The sequence below is a fragment of the Streptomyces cynarae genome (assembly GCF_025642135.1).
In the GTDB taxonomy this organism is placed as follows: domain Bacteria; phylum Actinomycetota; class Actinomycetes; order Streptomycetales; family Streptomycetaceae; genus Streptomyces; species Streptomyces cynarae.
The window spans coordinates 1,377,581-1,391,762 of record NZ_CP106793.1; the positions used below are offsets into that span (position 1 = coordinate 1,377,581).

Genomic DNA, 14,182 nt, shown 5'->3' on the forward strand with positions numbered 1-14,182 from the left:
TCCCGCACGAGCGAGTCGCCGGGTGAGCAGAGGGCACTGCGCCCAGGGCGGTGTCAGCGCCCCGGATCCCGCTCGCCGGTGGGACCGGTCAGGGCCGGTTCGGGGCGGTGGATGCCGCGCGGGCGGTAGCCGAGGAGGTCAGCGAGGCCGAGCAGATCGGCGAGCAGCCAGACGATGGCGAGCCACATCTCGGTGCCCTGGAGCCCCGGGTCCCGGCCGGGGCCGCTGCCGTCGGGCGTGGGGCCGAAACCGAAGCCCTGCCCTGGCTGCCAGCGCGTGAGTGCGGCGGCCAGCTGCGTCGCCGCCCAGGCACGCGTCTCCTCGCCGCGGTGGTCGGTCTGCCGGCCGCAGAGCCACAGGGGGTGGACGACGTCCAGGACGTTGCAGGCGTTCTCCCGGCCTGGGGCGAAGAACCGCCGGTCGCGGGCGTGGTCGAGGACGGTGTCGACGACCCGCTCGGCGTACGGCACCGGCAGGCCGAACTGGGCGAAGGAGCCGCGGGTGAGCCGGTAGTAGCCGTTGACCATCTGCAGGCGCCCGCTGTCCGGGGTGGGCGAGCCCCACATGCCGGTCCACGCATCGACGTGGGTGTGCAGCCAGCCGAAGAGCGCCTCCACCGCCCCGGGCGCGGCGGGTTCCGTGCCCAGCCGCAGATTCCAGTGTGCCGCGGTGGCCCAGGCGTCGACCCACGCTCCCGCGTGCCAGGCGCGGTCGCGCCAGGGCAGTGCCGCCAGACGCTCGACAAGACGGTCCGCGGTGACTCCCCGCACGGTGTGCACCGGGTGGGCGAACGAGCTGCCGAGCAGGTCGAGTGCGTAGCCGACGCACAGCACGTGGTAGACGGCGGCCCCGTCGTCCGGAAGTCCGGCCGGCCCGGCCGACGGCGGCGCCTGCCCGTACTCGGGGACCAGGCCGGTGGCGGCATCCTGAAGGGCCCGCAGCCGTGCCACGTGCTCTGCGGCGGGCAGTTGCGGCGGAGCCTCGCCGAGGAGGAGATCGGCGATCTCCACCGCGTCACAGACCGCCCGCACCGTGGGCCGGGCGCCGGGCCGGTCGACGTACCGGCCGTCCTCCGGCAGCCGGCAGCGGCCCAGCAGATCGGCCGCCTGCGCACGAGCCGCCTCGGCGAACGCCGACACCTGCCCGGCGAGCCCCTTGCCGCGCGCGCGGGCCGCGCCGCGCGCGTCACGGCGGTCGCGGATCCGGCGCGCCGGGTTGCCGGCCGCGACCGTCCAGGCGGGCAGGTCCTTGGTGACCACCGCGCCGGCTCCGATGACGCAGTGGTCGCCGATGGTGACGCCGTCCACCACGACGACATGCGAGCCGATCCACACGTCGTCGCCGACCACGATCCCGGCACTGGTCACCGGCTGCTGGTGCACCGGCAGATCGGGCGCGGCCCCGTGGTTGAAACCGAGCAGGGAGCTGTGCGCCCCGATGCGCACCCCGCTGCCGAGCGTGACGGTGCCGCGGACCACGGCGTAGGGATTGACCGAGCAGTCGGCACCCGTCCCCACGTTCCCGGTGACATAGGTGTGGGCGGCGAGGTACGAGCGGTCGCCCAGCCGCAGGCGCTCCGGGTACACCGCCGCGTTCCCCGCGACGAAGCACCCCTCGCCGAACTCGACGTCCCCTGCCTGGAGCAGCTGCTTCTGCCGCTCCTCCTGCGCCGCGCGCTGTGCGGGGGACGCCTGCTCCTGGAAGAGCCATGGACAGTGGTCGAACAGGCCGTCGTCCCCCTCGGGGTCCGTCACGAGATCCTCCCAACGGCGCGACGCTGAGGGGCGAGCCGCCGCCTCACCGCACCCCGAGGTGTGCTGCTCGCCGCACTGTGGGAGGAGCCTATCGCCGCCCAGGACGCCCGAGTCGGCCCGGGGCCGTCGGGCCGTTCCCCGGCACGCACCAGGGGCCCTCCGAAGAGAGCCCCTGGCCTGCGGAAACATCCGACGTCACTGTCGGGACGACAGGATTTGAACCTGCGACCCCTTGACCCCCAGTCAAGTGCGCTACCAAGCTGCGCCACGTCCCGTCGCGCTCCCGCGTGTTGGGCGGGTGCGCGCAGGTAAACCCTACCGCACTGGTCTGAGGGGCCCTCATCCGGCCGCCCGCGTCGGCTGCCGGCCGCCGTCCGCGGCCCCTACTCCGGCGGCGTCGGCGTGTCGTGCGTGCGGTACATCGCCTGGACGTCCAGCTCCAGTTGCACCGTCGGGCCCACCACCGCGATGCCGCGGGCCAGCATGGAGCGCCAGTTGAGCGTGAAGTCCTCGCGGTGCAGCTCCGCCTTGGCCAGGGCCGCGCAGCGCAGCTCCTCCCCGTAGCCGCCGTTCACCATGCCGAGGTACGTCGTGTCCAGCGCGACCGAGCGGCTCACGCCGTGCATCGTGAGGGAACCCTGCAGGGTCCACTTGCTGCCGCCCCGGTATGCGAAGCGTGTGCTGGTGAAGTCGATGTACGGGAAGCGCTCGACGTCCAGGAAGTCGGCGGACCGCAGATGGTTGTCACGGGTGGTGTTGCCGGTGTTGATGCTGGAGGCGTCGATCCGGACGTGGACGCGGGACTGCGTCATGTCCTGGGCGATCTGGATGCCGCCGTCGAAGCGTTCGAAGCGGCCGTGGACGTTGGCCATGCCGACGTGCTTGGCGATGAAGCGGATCGCCGTGTGCGGCGGGTCGAAGAGCCAGGCGCCCGGCATCGGCAGCTGCTGGGCCTCGGCCGGCTGCAACCAGATCCGCTCGGTGCGCGCCGCCGTGCCCGCCCCGATCTCGACGGTCTCGCGGTGCGGCCTCAGGCCCTCCGCCGCGACCAGCAGGCTGTAGTGGCCGGGCGGCAGCGCGGCGAGGAAGAAGCCGTACGGGTCGGTCGTGCCACGGGCCGCGACGCGGTGCGTGTCCAGGGCGGTGACGGTGACGTCCGCGGACGCCATCGGCGAGCCCACCGGGTCGACGATCTCGCGTGCGACGGCGCCCGCGCCGGGCGGGAGGGGAGCGAGAGGCCCGCCGCCTCGGCTGAGGCGCCCCGGGGCCGCCGACGCCGGAGGAGTGCGAGGGCCATGATGTTCACCTTTCTTCACGGTGGCGCAGCCGTGCGAGCGGCGGCTCGGGGCACGCCGAAGCGGCCGCGCCTGCATGTGGTCCCCCCTTCTCGATCTTGGATCGGACCGCGCTGCCGCGGGTGTCTCATTACGAGACAGTTCTCGCGACAGGGTCGAGAGCGCCGTCGTGAAGGTCGCTATGCGGTAGCGGTCTCCGGTTCTCGCCCCTCGTACGCCGCCCTCAGCACGCCCCGCACCCCGTCCGCCGTCATCGGGCGCGGGTTGGCGTACGGCTGGGCCGTCACCTGGGCGGCGGCCGCCGTCACGTCGGGCTCCGCCAGGCCGAGTTCGGCGAGGGAGCGCGGCGCGCCGAGGCGCCCGCCCAGCTCCCACAGGGCGTGCGCCACGTCCTCGGCGCCGAGCGCCCGCCGCAGCGCGGTCACCGCCTCGGGGGCCGCGGGCGCGTTGTGGGCGAGGACGTACGGCAGCACCACCGTGTGCGTCTCCGCGTGCGGCAGCCCGAAGGTGCCGCCCAGCACATGGCACAGCTTGTGGTGCAGCCCCATCGTGGTCGAGCCGAGGCAGGCCCCGCACAACCACGCCCCGTACAGTGCGCGGCTGCGCGCCTCGAGGTCGCCCGGGTCCGCGACGAGCAGCGGCAGCGCCTCGGCCATCGCACGGGTGCCGTCCTCCGCCATCAGTTGGACCAGCGGGGAGGTGTCGGGGGCGTACAGCGCCTCGACGGCGTGGGCGAGCGCGTTGATGCCGCTGGTCACGGTGAGCGGTACGGGCAGGGAGAGGGTCAGTTCGGGGTCGTAGACGACACTGCGGGGCTGGACCTGCGGGTCGCGGCCGGTGCGTTTGGCCCCGTGTTCGGTCAGCCCCCACACGGGGGTCATCTCGGAACCGGAGTAGGTCGACGGCACGGCGATCAGCGGCAGCCCGGTGCGCAGCGCGATCGCCTTGCCCAGCCCGATCGCGGAGCCGCCGCCGACCGCGACGCACCCGTCGGCGCCGGCTGCCCGCGCCGCCTCGACGCCCCGGTCGACGACGTCGGCCGGTACGTGCATACGGGCCTCGGCGTGCAGTCCCGCGCAGGCGTCGCCGAGGGCGTCGGCGACCATCCGTGCGGTGGGCTCGCCGCGGCTGCCGGAGATCACGAGCAGCCGCCGCAGGCCGAGGCGCGCGGCCTCGTCCGGGGTCGCGGTGACGGCGGCGCCGGGCCGGAAGACGACCCGCACGGGCCGCGTCTCGTAGGTGAAGTCGGTGGTGAAGGTCATGTCGCACGCTCCAGGACGAGGTCGAAGCGGGCCTGCCGGAACGGGTTGGGTACCCCGAACTCCATTGCCTGGAACGGGTCGTCGGTGACGGTGAAGTCCTGCACCAGGCTCTTCTTCACCGCGAACACGGCATCGGAGTCCAGGTAGTCGCTGCCGGCCACGAAGATGTGCGTGGTGACGGGGGCGTGTCCGTCGGCGGTGGCGATGAAGTGGATGTGCGCGGGGCGGTACGGGTGCCGGCCGGTGGCCCGTAGCAGTGCGCCGACCGGGCCGTCGGTGGGGATGGGATACGGGGCCGGTACGCAGGTGCGGAACCAGAAGCGGCCCTCGCTGTCGGCCGTGAACAGACCGCGTCCGTTGCCCGCGGGCTGGAGGTCCGGCTGCTGCACGTCGTAGTGGCCGTCGGCGTCGGCCTGCCACACGTCGAGGACGGCGCCCGGCAGGGGTGTGCCGTCCTCGGAGAGCACCCGGCCGCTGACCACGCACGGCTCGCCGCTGCCCACCAGGTCTATGTCGTCGCCCAGTTGGCGCGCCGGCGACTCGGTCATGTGGAAGGGGCCGAGGACGGTCGACTCGGTGGCGCCCGGTGCGCGGTGGCCGTTCAGGGTCTCGACGAGCATGGAGACGCCGAGCACGTCCGACAGCAGGATGAACTCCTGGCGGGTGTCCGTGCAGGTCTGCCCGGTCGCCGTCAGGAAGCCGACGGCCTTCTCCCACTCCTCCTGGGTGAGTCGCGTCTCGCGCACGAAGGCGTGCACATGGCGGATCAGGCCCGTGAGCAGCTCGCGGAGCCGGGGGTCGGCGGTCGCGCCGATACTGGCGACGGCCTCCTCGGTGACCGTGTCCTGTCCGGCGGTGCTGTCGATGGTCATGCCGTGCTCCTCGTCGTCCACGACGTCGCTTCCTCCATGATCCCGCGTTCAGGCGTGTCCGAGGATGCGCCACAACGCCTCGGACAGCAGTTCCCGGGCGTCCGGGGCGGCGGACATGTGCCGGAACGCGACGAAGCCGTCGGGCCGCACCAGCAGGGCGCCCGCGTCGGAGATCTCGCGCAGCCGCGCCCAGTCGCCGTAGGGGTCCTCGTACTCCTGGCCCGGGCCGATCACGACGGTGGCGATCTCGGTCTCCTGCGCCTTCGCGGCCCGCACCCAGCCCTCGCCGCCGATACCGGTGAGCAGGGTGAAGCGGCCCTTGCCGACCGTGTCGAGGGTGGACAGGGTGCGGCTGCCGGAGGTGATCCAGGCGTGCGGGAGCCTGGCGCCGGGGCGGGAGGAGGGCTGGTGGTACAGCTCGGGGTCGCGGGTGAAGCCCGGGTCGGGGGTGCCGTCCGGGACGATCGCGTCGGAGACGTAGCGCTGGTTGAGGTCGACGCCGTGCGCGTTGAACTCGTACACCTTGAAGGCGATCGCCTCGCGCAGCTTCGCGCGCTGTTTCTCGGCGGCCTCGGTGGCCTCCTTGCGCGCGGCGATGTTGGCCCACAGCTGCTCGGGGGTCTGCGGGGACAGCCCGTCGAGCGCCTCGAAGACGGGCGCGGTCTCGCCGATGGACTGGTTGGCGCGGGTGACGATCTGCTTGCCGACGGGGGCACGCTCGGCGGTGTAGGACTCCAGCAGCGCGGGGCTCGCCGTGCCGTCGAGGACCAGCTTGAGCTTCCAGGCCAGGTTGTAGGAGTCCTGGATGGAGGTGTTGGAGCCCAGGCCGTTGGACGGCGGGTGGCGGTGCACGGCGTCCCCGGCGCAGAAGACGCGGCCACTCGCGTAGGTCTCCGCGTACATCTCGTTGACGGTCCACGCCGAGGACGACTTGACGGTCACCGGTATCTCGTCGTCGCCGACCAGCTTGCGGATGACGGACTCGGCGTACTCGATGGTCAGGTCGGGGGCGCCCGCCTCGACGTCGTAGCCCCAGACGATGAGCCACTCGGTCCAGGGCCGCACGCAGCGCACCAGTCCCGCGCCGATGCCGCCGACCGTCGCTCCGGGTGCGAGGACCCAGTAGAGGGTGGAGGGGCGGTGGGCCGTGTACTTCGTCAGGTCGGCGTCGAAGACGATGTTGATGCTGCCGGCGACGCCCATCTGACCACCCATCGCCAGGCCCGCGTCCTCGGCGACCTTCGAGCGGCCGCCGTCCGCGCCGATCAGGTACTTGGCGCGGATCTCGTAGGTGTCCCCGCGCAGCCGGTCGCGGACGGTGGCCGTGACGCCGTCGGCGTCCTGGGTGTGGGAGAGGTACTCGGTCTGGAAGCGCAGCCGGGTGCCGCGGGCGACGGCCGCGTTCACGAGGACCGGCTCCATGAGGTGCTGCGGCATGTCGCACATACGGGTGGGGCTGGCGAGTTCGTGCGCGGCCTGGACCAGCGGGTCGTTGCCCCAGGAGCGCACCCGGCCCAGTTCCTCCCCGGCGAGGCTGGTACAGAAGGTGGTGTTGCCCATGAGGTGCTGCGGGGTGGCCTGTTGGATGACGTCCTGTTCGACGCCGAGGTCGCGCAGCACCTCCATCGTGCGCTGGTTGGTGATGTGCGCGCGGGGCGTGTCGGCGAGGCTCGCGTAGCGGGTCACGACGAGGTTGGGCACGCCGTAGCTGCTCAGGGCGAGCGCGGCCGAGGCGCCGGCCGGGCCGCTGCCTACGATCAGAACGTCGGTCTCGACGACGGTGGACACGGGCGCTCCTGATGGGGGGAACGGACACCAAGCGTTCATGATCGTGGACCCGTGCGGGGGCGTGCGGGTGTCTCATTACGAGACATTGCGGCCGTCCGGTGCACGCAACAGGGGCAGTTGTTGTCCATTCAACAGAACCCGCTACGGTGGGGGCGTTGTGACCACGACAGAGCACTCCCCCGCCGGCCCCGCGCTCGCCCCGTTGCGTCTGGCACGCGAGCGGTTCCTGTCGGGGCGTCCGCTGCCCGACGGCGTGCCGGAGGAGGTCGTGGCCGCGTGGCGGCGTGCGCGGTTCTTCGGCGTGCCGCACGACTTGGAGGAGCCGCCCGCCGATCCGGTACGTCCGGGCGAGTCGGCGCTGCTGGGGGCGGCCCGGCCGGTGCTCGAACGGATCACCCCCGCACTGGGCCGGGGACGGTCGGCCCTCGTCCTCACCGACGAGCGGCTACGGGTGCTGTGGACGGCCGGGAGCGTGGCCGGGCTCGCCCTCTGGCCGGATCTGTCGGAACGCACGGTCGGCCACAACAGCGCGGCGCTCGCCCTGCACACCCGGCGTCGGGCCGAGGTGCACGGGCCGGAACACTTCCTCGACCGGTGGCAGGACGTGTCGGCGGTCAGCGTGCCGGTGTCGGCCCCGTGGACCGGGCAGACGCTCGGCACGGTGACCGTGGCGTCACAGCTGTGCGCCGGTTGTCCGCCGCATCCGGGCGCGGCGCTCGCGGAGGCGGCCGCCGCGGCGGTGGAGGCCGAACTGCTCGCCCGGGCACGGCCGCCCGAGCGGGTCCTGCTGGACGCCTATCTGCGGGCGGCGCGCGGGCCGGACGCCGCGGTGGCCGCGCTGGACGGCCTCAGCCGCCTGGTCAGCGCGGCGGCGGAGCGCATGCTGGCACCGGAGTCCCTTCAGGCCCTGGAGCGTACGGCGGTGGCGGTACGGCACCAGGAGGACGTGCCCGCCGAGGCCGTCCTGCCCGAGGGCGCGGGGTGCACAGCCCGGATCACTCCCGTGTGCCGGGACGGCGCGGTCGTCGGCATCGTGGCCGTACTGGAGCCGCTGGCCGATCCCCCGCCGCCGATGCCGCGCCCGGCCGTCGCCCTGGTCGGCTGCTCGGTCCCCTGGCGCCATGCCGTCGGACGCGCCGCCGAACTGGCCCGCTCCCGGGAGCCGCTGCTGCTGACCGGTGAGCGCGGGACGGGGAAGACCGCGCTCGCCCGGGAGCTGCTCGGCGGGCGCGCCGCACGGGTGGTCGACGCGGCGGAGGACGGGGACCTCGACCGCGCCCTCGCCGAGCTGGCCCGGGGCCGCCCTCTCCTGCTCCGCCACGCCGAACGGCTCGCCCAGTCCGGAGTGGCCGCCCTGAACACCCTGCTCGACGCGCACCCCGAGGCACCGCTGCTGGTCACCCACACGCCCGGCACGCCGCCCGGCCCGTGTCTCCAGCGGCTCCTCGACACCCTGGCCGCCCGCTCGGTCACCCTGCCCGCGCTGCGCGAACGCCCCGAGGACATAAGGGAGTTGCTGTCGGCGCTGGCCCCGCGGCCCGCACCGGGCAGCCCGCCGTTGACCTGGGCACTGGACGCCCTGCGCGCCCTGGAGCGGCATCCGTGGCCCGGAAACGTGACCGAACTCGCGCATGTCGTACGGGCGCTGGCGGAGCACCGCCGGGCGTCCGGGCCGGTTCGCCGGGCCGAGCTGCCGGATCCCGTGCGCGACGGACCCGCCGTCCGCCCGCTCAGCCCGATGGAGCACGCCGAGCGCACCACGATCCTGGAGGCGCTGCACCGCCACGGCGGCAACAAGGCGCGTACGGCGGCGGCGCTCGGCATCGGCCGCGCGACGCTCTACCGCAAGCTGCGCGGGTACCGGGGCTGACCGCAACGTCGTTGCAACGTGTCCCGTGCTGGGATCGTGGCGTGACCATGGACATGATTCCGCGCGTGGAGCTGACCCCCGCGGCCGCCGAGCTGGTGCGGCGGCTGCGGGAGGTCCACGGACCGCTGATGTTCCACCAGTCCGGCGGCTGCTGCGACGGCAGCGCGCCCATGTGCTACCCGGAGGGCGAGTTCCGCACCGGCGGCTCGGACGTGCTGCTCGCGGAACTGGAGGTCGACGGGGTCGGCGAACCGGTCGGCTTCTGGATGTCCAGGAGCCAGTACGAGGCGTGGAGCCACACCCGGTTGATCGTGGACATCGTACCGGGCCGTGGCAGCGGCTTCTCCCTCGAAGCACCCGAAGGAGTGCGTTTTCTCATCCGTTCCCGCGTCGTCGACGCCTGAGCACCGCGCGGGACACCACCGTCTGGTGCACTTCCCCCGAGTCCTGCGGAAGTTGACGAGGCATAGGGGGAGCTGTGAAGCGTCGCGACAGACGGTTGAGAGTCGTACTGACGGCTTTGCTCGCATGGAGCGCACTGGCCGGTGCCGCCCTCGCGGGGGCCGCACCGGCCGGTGCCGCGCCGGACGCCCGGAGGGTCGCGCCGGGTGTCCAGTACAGCGAGTTCGACATCTCCGCGGCCCACGGGGTGACGCGCGCGCACCTCGTCACCGTGGACCTGCGCGATCCGCGGGTACGGGTCGACCTGCTGCATCCGCGTGCCGTGGCCGCCCGCGCCACCGTCTCGCAACTCGTCGGCGCGCAGCGCGCGGTGGCGGGGATCAACGGCGACTTCTTCAACATCACCGAGACCCAGCATCCTTGGGTCCCGGCGACCGGCTCGGCCGTCGGCCCGGCCGTCGCGAGCGGGCACGCGCTCAAGGCCGCCGTGCCGCGCGGGCAGCGCTTCGGGCCGGCCCTGCCGTCCGGTACGAGCACCGAGGACGTGCTCGGCGTGGGCACGGACCGTACCGCGCGCCTCGACCGGCTGACCCTCGACGGTTCCGTGACCACGCCGGGTGAGCGGCTGCCGCTGCGCGGTCTCAACCAGTACGCGCTGCCCGAGGGGTCGATCGGGGCGTACACGTCGGACTGGGGCAGTGTCTCGCGGCTGCGTGCCGTCTGCGGGACCGACACCGACCGGGGCGGGCCGTGCAGCACGGACTCTTACGAGGTGACCATCCGGGGCGGCCGGGTCACCGCCGCGGCCGATCATCCGGGCAGCGGCCCCATCGCGGCGGGCAGCACGGTCCTGGTGGGCCGTGAAGCGGGGGCGCGACAGCTGCGCAAGCTCTTCAAGGGCGAGAAGGTCCAGGTGCGGCACCGGCTGGTGGCGGCCGCGTCCGGGGTTCCGTACCGCTTCGCCGTCGGCGGCTTCCCGGTGCTGCGGCACGGCACGCCCCTGCCCGGCCTCGACGCCACGACATCCGCCGTGCGCACCGCGGTTGGCATCGAGGACGGCGGCCGCCGCCTGCTGCTGCTCGCCGTGGACGGCTCCGCCGCCTATCGCAGCGGCCTCACCGTCGAGGAAGTCGCCCGGACCCTGCGGTGGCTGGGCGCCACGGACGGCTTCAACCTCGACGGCGGCGGCTCCACGACCCTGGTCACCCGGTCGTCGGGCACGGGCAGGGTGAGCGTGCGCAACCACCCCAGCCAAGGATCCGAACGCCCCGTCCCGGACGGCATCGGGGTGTTCAGCTCGTGAACGTCAGGGGTGCAGGCTGCTGACGATATCCGCGGTCGCCGCAAGCCCCTGGTGGATGGTCGGGGCCATGCTCGTACTGGCCAGGAAGAAGCCGAGCAGGACGCAGACCAGAGCATGCGAGATCTTCATGGCGTTGTTGCGCACGAAGATCACCGCAATGATCAGGAGCAGCAGCACCACCGAGATGGAAACGGCCATCATCACCCTCCTCCGCCACGCCCACTTCGCGGCTTTCGGCCGCAAGTGTGGCGTAGCGGAGGGTTCGTCCGGGCGGCTGACGTGTCCGCCGAACGTGTGGTTCTCCACCCTCTCGTGGGCGTGGAGGAGCGCCTCGGGCCGCGGCAGGTCGTCAACACGCGCGTGCACGAGCCCGCCCCGGGCGGGGCGGGCTCGTGCACGGTGGATCAGGGCGACTGGAGGTCGACCAGTTCGGCAAGTACCGCCCGGTGCGCTCCCGCCGTACCGCAGGCGATCGAATCGGCCTTGGCCCGCTTCAGATACAGGTGGACCGGGTGCTCCCAGGTCATGCCGATCCCGCCGTGCAGTTGCAGGGCCTCCTCGGTGGCGCGTACGGCGACCGGCGAGGAGTAGGCCTGTGCGACGGCCACCGTGACGTCGGTGTCCTCGCCTGTGGCGAGCGCATCGGCGGCCGCCCGTGCGGCGGCCCGGAGGCCCGCGACCTCCAGCCAGAGCTGGGCGAGCCGGTGCTTGAGCGCCTGGAAGCCGCCGACCGGCCGGTTGAACTGCTTGCGCTCCTTCAGATAGCGGACCGTCTCGGTCAACGCCCAGTCGGCCACACCCAGTTGCTCGGAAGCGAGCAGTCCGGCGGCGGTGCGCAGGGCCCGCCGCACGGCGGGTTCGGCGTCGCCGATACGGCGGCCGGGCACACCGTCGAGGGTGACGGTGGCGAGCGGGCGGGTCAGGTCCAGGGAGACCTGCGGCGTGACGGTCACGGCGTCGGCGGTCACGGCGTACAGGCCACCGTCGTCGGCCGGGACCAGCAGGACGTCGGCGACGGCGGCGTCCGCGATGCCGGTCAACTCACCGTGCAGGGTGCCGTTTTCCAGCCTCGCGGTCTTCGCCACGGCACCTGGAGCGGTGTGCAGGCCGACCGCCAGGGCGCCGATCGCGCGGCCTGAGGCCAGCCGGCCCAGGAGCTCCTCGTCACCGCAGACCAGCAGGGCCTCGGTGGCCACGACCGCGCTGGTGAGGTACGGCACCGGGGCGACGGCCCGGCCCAGTTCCTCCAGCACCACGGCGACTTCGCGGTGCGAGGCGCCCTGACCGCCCAGTTCCTCGGGCACCAGCAGGCCGGCCAGACCCATTCCGTCGGCCAGCGCCTTCCAGGCCGCGAGGTCGTGCGGGGCGCCTGACTCGGTGCGCGCGATGACGCCGGGCGCGTCGCAGTGGTCGGCGAGCAGGTCCCGCACGGCGGCGCGCAGCGCCTCTTCCTCCTCGGAGTAGAGAAGATCCGTCATCGGGCCAGGTCCTTCCATGCGACGTCCTTGTCGGTGCGCGGCTCGGCGGGCAGGCCCAGGACGCGCTCGGCGACGATGTTCAGCAGGACCTCGCTGGTCCCGCCCTCGATGCTGTTGCCCTTGGAGCGGAGATAGCGGTAGCCGGCGTCACGGCCGGTGAAGTCGACGAGTTCGGGCCGGCGAAGGGTCCAGTCGTCGTACAACAAGCCCTCCTGGCCCCGCAGTTCGACCTCCAGGCCACTGATCTCCTGGTTGAGGCGGGCGAAGGCGAGCTTCATGCCGGAGCCCTCATAACCGGGCTGCCCGGCGACGAGCTGCTGACGCAGGCGTTCGGCGGTGAGCCGGGAGACCTCGGACTCGACCCACAGCTTCAGCAGCCGCTGGTGCAGGTCGTGGGTGCGCAGCTCCGGGCGCTCACGCCAGGTCTTCGCGACGGGGCCGATCATTCCGCCCTCGCGCGGGAGCCGCATGCCGCCGATGGCCACGCGCTCGTTGTTCAGCGTGGTCTGGGCGACCCGCCAGCCGTTGCCGACCTCGCCGAGCCGGCAGGAGTCGGGGATGCGGACGTCGCTGAGGAAGACCTCGTTGAACTCGGCCTCGCCGGTGATCTGGCGCAGCGGCCGGACGTCGACGCCGGGGTCGGTCATGTCACAGAGGAAGTAGGTGATGCCGGCGTGCTTGGGCACGCTCGGGTCGGTGCGGGCGATGAGGATGGCCCAGCGGGCGTTGTGGGCGCCGGACGTCCAGACCTTCTGCCCGTTGACCACCCAGTCGTCGCCGTCCGGGACGGCCCGGGTGCCGAGCGCGGCGAGGTCGGAGCCGGCGCCGGGCTCGCTGAACAGCTGGCACCAGACCTCCTCCCCCGTCCACAGCGGCCGCAGATAGCGCTGCTTCTGCTCCTCGGTGCCGTACTTCAGGATGGTCGGCGCGGCCATGCCGAGCCCGATGCCGTTGCGGCGCGCGTCATTGTCGGGCGCGCCCGCGGCCTCCAGCTCGGCGTCCACGACGGCCTGGAGGTGGCGGGGCGCACCCAGCCCGCCGAGGCCCTCCGGGTAGTGCACCCAGGCGAGTCCGGCGTCGAAGCGGGCCCTGAGGAAGTCGAGGCGGTCGGTGGTCGCCGGCGGGTGGGCAGCGAGCAACTCCTGGGTGCGGCGGCGCAGTTCGGCGGCGTCGGTCATGCGGCGGCTCCGTTCTCCAGGACGACGGCGACCCGGCCGGTCGTCACGCCGTCGGCAACGCGCTGCACGGCGGTCGCGGCACCGCTCAGCGGGACACGCTCGCTCACCAGCGGCTTGATGGCGCCGCGGGCGGCCAGTTCCGTGAGCTGTTCGTGGCAGTGCTGGACCAGCTTCGGGTTCTTGGTGTTGTACAGGCCCCAGTGCAGGCCGACGATCGAGTAGTTCTTGACCAGGGCGTGGTTGAGCGCCGGGCTGGGGATGGACCCGCTGGCGAAGCCCACGACGACGATCCGGCCCTCGAAGGCGACGACCTTCGCGGACTGTGCGTAGGCCTGACCGCCCACCGGGTCGTAGATCACGTCGGCGCCCCGGCCGCCGGTGGCCTCCTTCACCGCGGCGACGACGTCCTCGGCGTGCCGGTCGATCACCACGTCACAGCCCAGCTCCCGGGCGACGGCCGCCTTGTCCGCGCCCCCGACGACGCCGATGACCCTCGCACCGGCCGCCCTGCCGAGCTGCACGGCCGCGCTGCCGACCCCTCCTGCGGCAGCGTGGACGAGCAGCGTCTCGCCGGCTTCCAGACCGGCCCGGCGGTGCAGACCGAACCAGCCCGTCTGGTAGCCGATGTGCAGGGCGGCGGCCTCGGCGTCGTCGAGGGAGTCCGGGGCGGGCAGCAGGGCCGCGGCGTCCGCGATCGCGTACTCGGCGAAGCCGCCGTACGGCAGCGCCGGGTTGGCGATCACGCGGCGCCCGTCCTCGGTCCGGCCGCAGATCTCCACGCCCGGCGTGAACGGCAGCGGCGGCCGGACCTGGTACTGCCCGCGGCACAGCAGCGCGTCCGGGAAGTTGACGTTGGCGGCCAGTACCTTCAGAAGGACCTGGCCGTCACCGGGCGTGGGCCGCTCCACCTCCGCGAGGCGCATCACCTCACTCGGCTCACCGTTCTCGTGCACTTGCCATGCCTGCATGCGGGGCCTCCA

General features: G+C 73.2%; 11 protein-coding genes, 1 tRNA gene and 1 pseudogene. 3 read left to right on the top strand and 10 right to left on the bottom strand.

What is annotated here, in order from left to right:
* Positions 1-53: 53 nt before the first annotated feature.
* The 6 genes and pseudogenes from N8I84_RS06505 to N8I84_RS06530 all read right to left on the bottom strand — a co-directional run bounded on the left by N8I84_RS06505 (position 54) and on the right by N8I84_RS06530 (position 7,010).
* Positions 54-1,754, bottom strand: coding sequence for an acyltransferase (locus tag N8I84_RS06505; protein WP_263228659.1), 1,701 nt, complete (start codon positions 1,752-1,754; stop codon positions 54-56).
* A gap of 201 nt (positions 1,755-1,955) precedes the next feature.
* Positions 1,956-2,029 (bottom strand) — tRNA-Pro (locus N8I84_RS06510).
* Between the two features lie 108 nt (positions 2,030-2,137).
* A pseudogene (locus tag N8I84_RS06515) lies at positions 2,138-3,051 on the bottom strand (YceI family protein).
* A gap of 177 nt (positions 3,052-3,228) precedes the next feature.
* Entirely contained in the window at positions 3,229-4,311 is a 1,083-nt protein-coding gene (locus N8I84_RS06520; protein WP_263228660.1) for a maleylacetate reductase, read from the bottom strand.
* Positions 4,308-5,183: an intradiol ring-cleavage dioxygenase gene (locus N8I84_RS06525; RefSeq protein ID WP_263228661.1), complete on the bottom strand. Its 876-nt coding sequence runs from the start codon at positions 5,181-5,183 to the stop codon at positions 4,308-4,310. The genes N8I84_RS06520 and N8I84_RS06525 overlap by 4 nt, the downstream gene beginning before the upstream one ends.
* 48 nt (positions 5,184-5,231) lie before the next feature.
* On the bottom strand, positions 5,232-7,010 hold the full coding sequence (locus N8I84_RS06530; protein WP_263228662.1) for an FAD-dependent oxidoreductase: 1,779 nt from the start codon (positions 7,008-7,010) through the stop codon (positions 5,232-5,234).
* Between the two features lie 118 nt (positions 7,011-7,128).
* Here N8I84_RS06530 and N8I84_RS06535 point away from each other — a divergent pair, with 118 nt between their 5' ends.
* The 3 genes from N8I84_RS06535 (at position 7,129) to N8I84_RS06545 (ending at position 10,546) form a co-directional block, all read left to right on the top strand.
* Positions 7,129-8,841 carry a helix-turn-helix domain-containing protein gene (locus tag N8I84_RS06535; RefSeq protein ID WP_263228663.1) on the top strand — a complete coding sequence of 571 codons (1,713 nt, stop codon included), beginning with the start codon at positions 7,129-7,131 and terminating at the stop codon, positions 8,839-8,841.
* A gap of 47 nt (positions 8,842-8,888) precedes the next feature.
* Positions 8,889-9,245, top strand: a complete 357-nt coding sequence (locus N8I84_RS06540) for a DUF779 domain-containing protein (protein WP_263234683.1) — start codon at positions 8,889-8,891, stop codon at positions 9,243-9,245.
* Between the two features lie 116 nt (positions 9,246-9,361).
* Positions 9,362-10,546 carry a phosphodiester glycosidase family protein gene (locus N8I84_RS06545; protein ID WP_263228664.1) on the top strand — a complete coding sequence of 395 codons (1,185 nt, stop codon included), beginning with the start codon at positions 9,362-9,364 and terminating at the stop codon, positions 10,544-10,546.
* Positions 10,547-10,549: 3 nt separating this feature from the next.
* Here the strand turns inward: N8I84_RS06545 and N8I84_RS06550 are convergent, their stop codons facing one another.
* The 4 genes from N8I84_RS06550 to N8I84_RS06565 all read right to left on the bottom strand — a co-directional run bounded on the left by N8I84_RS06550 (position 10,550) and on the right by N8I84_RS06565 (position 14,170).
* Positions 10,550-10,744 (bottom strand): hypothetical protein, encoded by a 195-nt coding sequence (locus tag N8I84_RS06550; protein ID WP_263228665.1) that lies wholly within the window; start codon positions 10,742-10,744, stop codon positions 10,550-10,552.
* Between the two features lie 206 nt (positions 10,745-10,950).
* Positions 10,951-12,024: an acyl-CoA dehydrogenase family protein gene (locus tag N8I84_RS06555; RefSeq protein WP_263228666.1), complete on the bottom strand. Its 1,074-nt coding sequence runs from the start codon at positions 12,022-12,024 to the stop codon at positions 10,951-10,953.
* Positions 12,021-13,202 carry an acyl-CoA dehydrogenase family protein gene (locus N8I84_RS06560; protein ID WP_263228667.1) on the bottom strand — a complete coding sequence of 394 codons (1,182 nt, stop codon included), beginning with the start codon at positions 13,200-13,202 and terminating at the stop codon, positions 12,021-12,023. Before N8I84_RS06560 ends, N8I84_RS06555 begins: the two co-directional genes overlap by 4 nt.
* Complete coding sequence (locus N8I84_RS06565; RefSeq protein ID WP_263228668.1) at positions 13,199-14,170, bottom strand: NADPH:quinone oxidoreductase family protein; 972 nt, start codon at positions 14,168-14,170, stop codon at positions 13,199-13,201. The genes N8I84_RS06560 and N8I84_RS06565 overlap by 4 nt, the downstream gene beginning before the upstream one ends.
* Positions 14,171-14,182: the final 12 nt, after the last annotated feature.

What these genes read in the sequence shown, in the direction of transcription:
- N8I84_RS06540 (WP_263234683.1), top strand. Translation starts at nt 8,889, where the DNA reads ATGGACATGATTCCGCGCGTGGAGCTGACCCCCGCGGCCGCCGAGCTG.
- N8I84_RS06555 (WP_263228666.1), bottom strand. Translation starts at nt 12,024, where the DNA reads ATGACGGATCTTCTCTACTCCGAGGAGGAAGAGGCGCTGCGCGCCGCC.
- N8I84_RS06565 (WP_263228668.1), bottom strand. Translation starts at nt 14,170, where the DNA reads ATGCAGGCATGGCAAGTGCACGAGAACGGTGAGCCGAGTGAGGTGATG.
- N8I84_RS06525 (WP_263228661.1), bottom strand. Translation starts at nt 5,183, where the DNA reads ATGACCATCGACAGCACCGCCGGACAGGACACGGTCACCGAGGAGGCC.
- N8I84_RS06530 (WP_263228662.1), bottom strand. Translation starts at nt 7,010, where the DNA reads ATGAACGCTTGGTGTCCGTTCCCCCCATCAGGAGCGCCCGTGTCCACC.
- N8I84_RS06520 (WP_263228660.1), bottom strand. Translation starts at nt 4,311, where the DNA reads ATGACCTTCACCACCGACTTCACCTACGAGACGCGGCCCGTGCGGGTC.
- N8I84_RS06550 (WP_263228665.1), bottom strand. Translation starts at nt 10,744, where the DNA reads ATGGCCGTTTCCATCTCGGTGGTGCTGCTGCTCCTGATCATTGCGGTG.
- N8I84_RS06560 (WP_263228667.1), bottom strand. Translation starts at nt 13,202, where the DNA reads ATGACCGACGCCGCCGAACTGCGCCGCCGCACCCAGGAGTTGCTCGCT.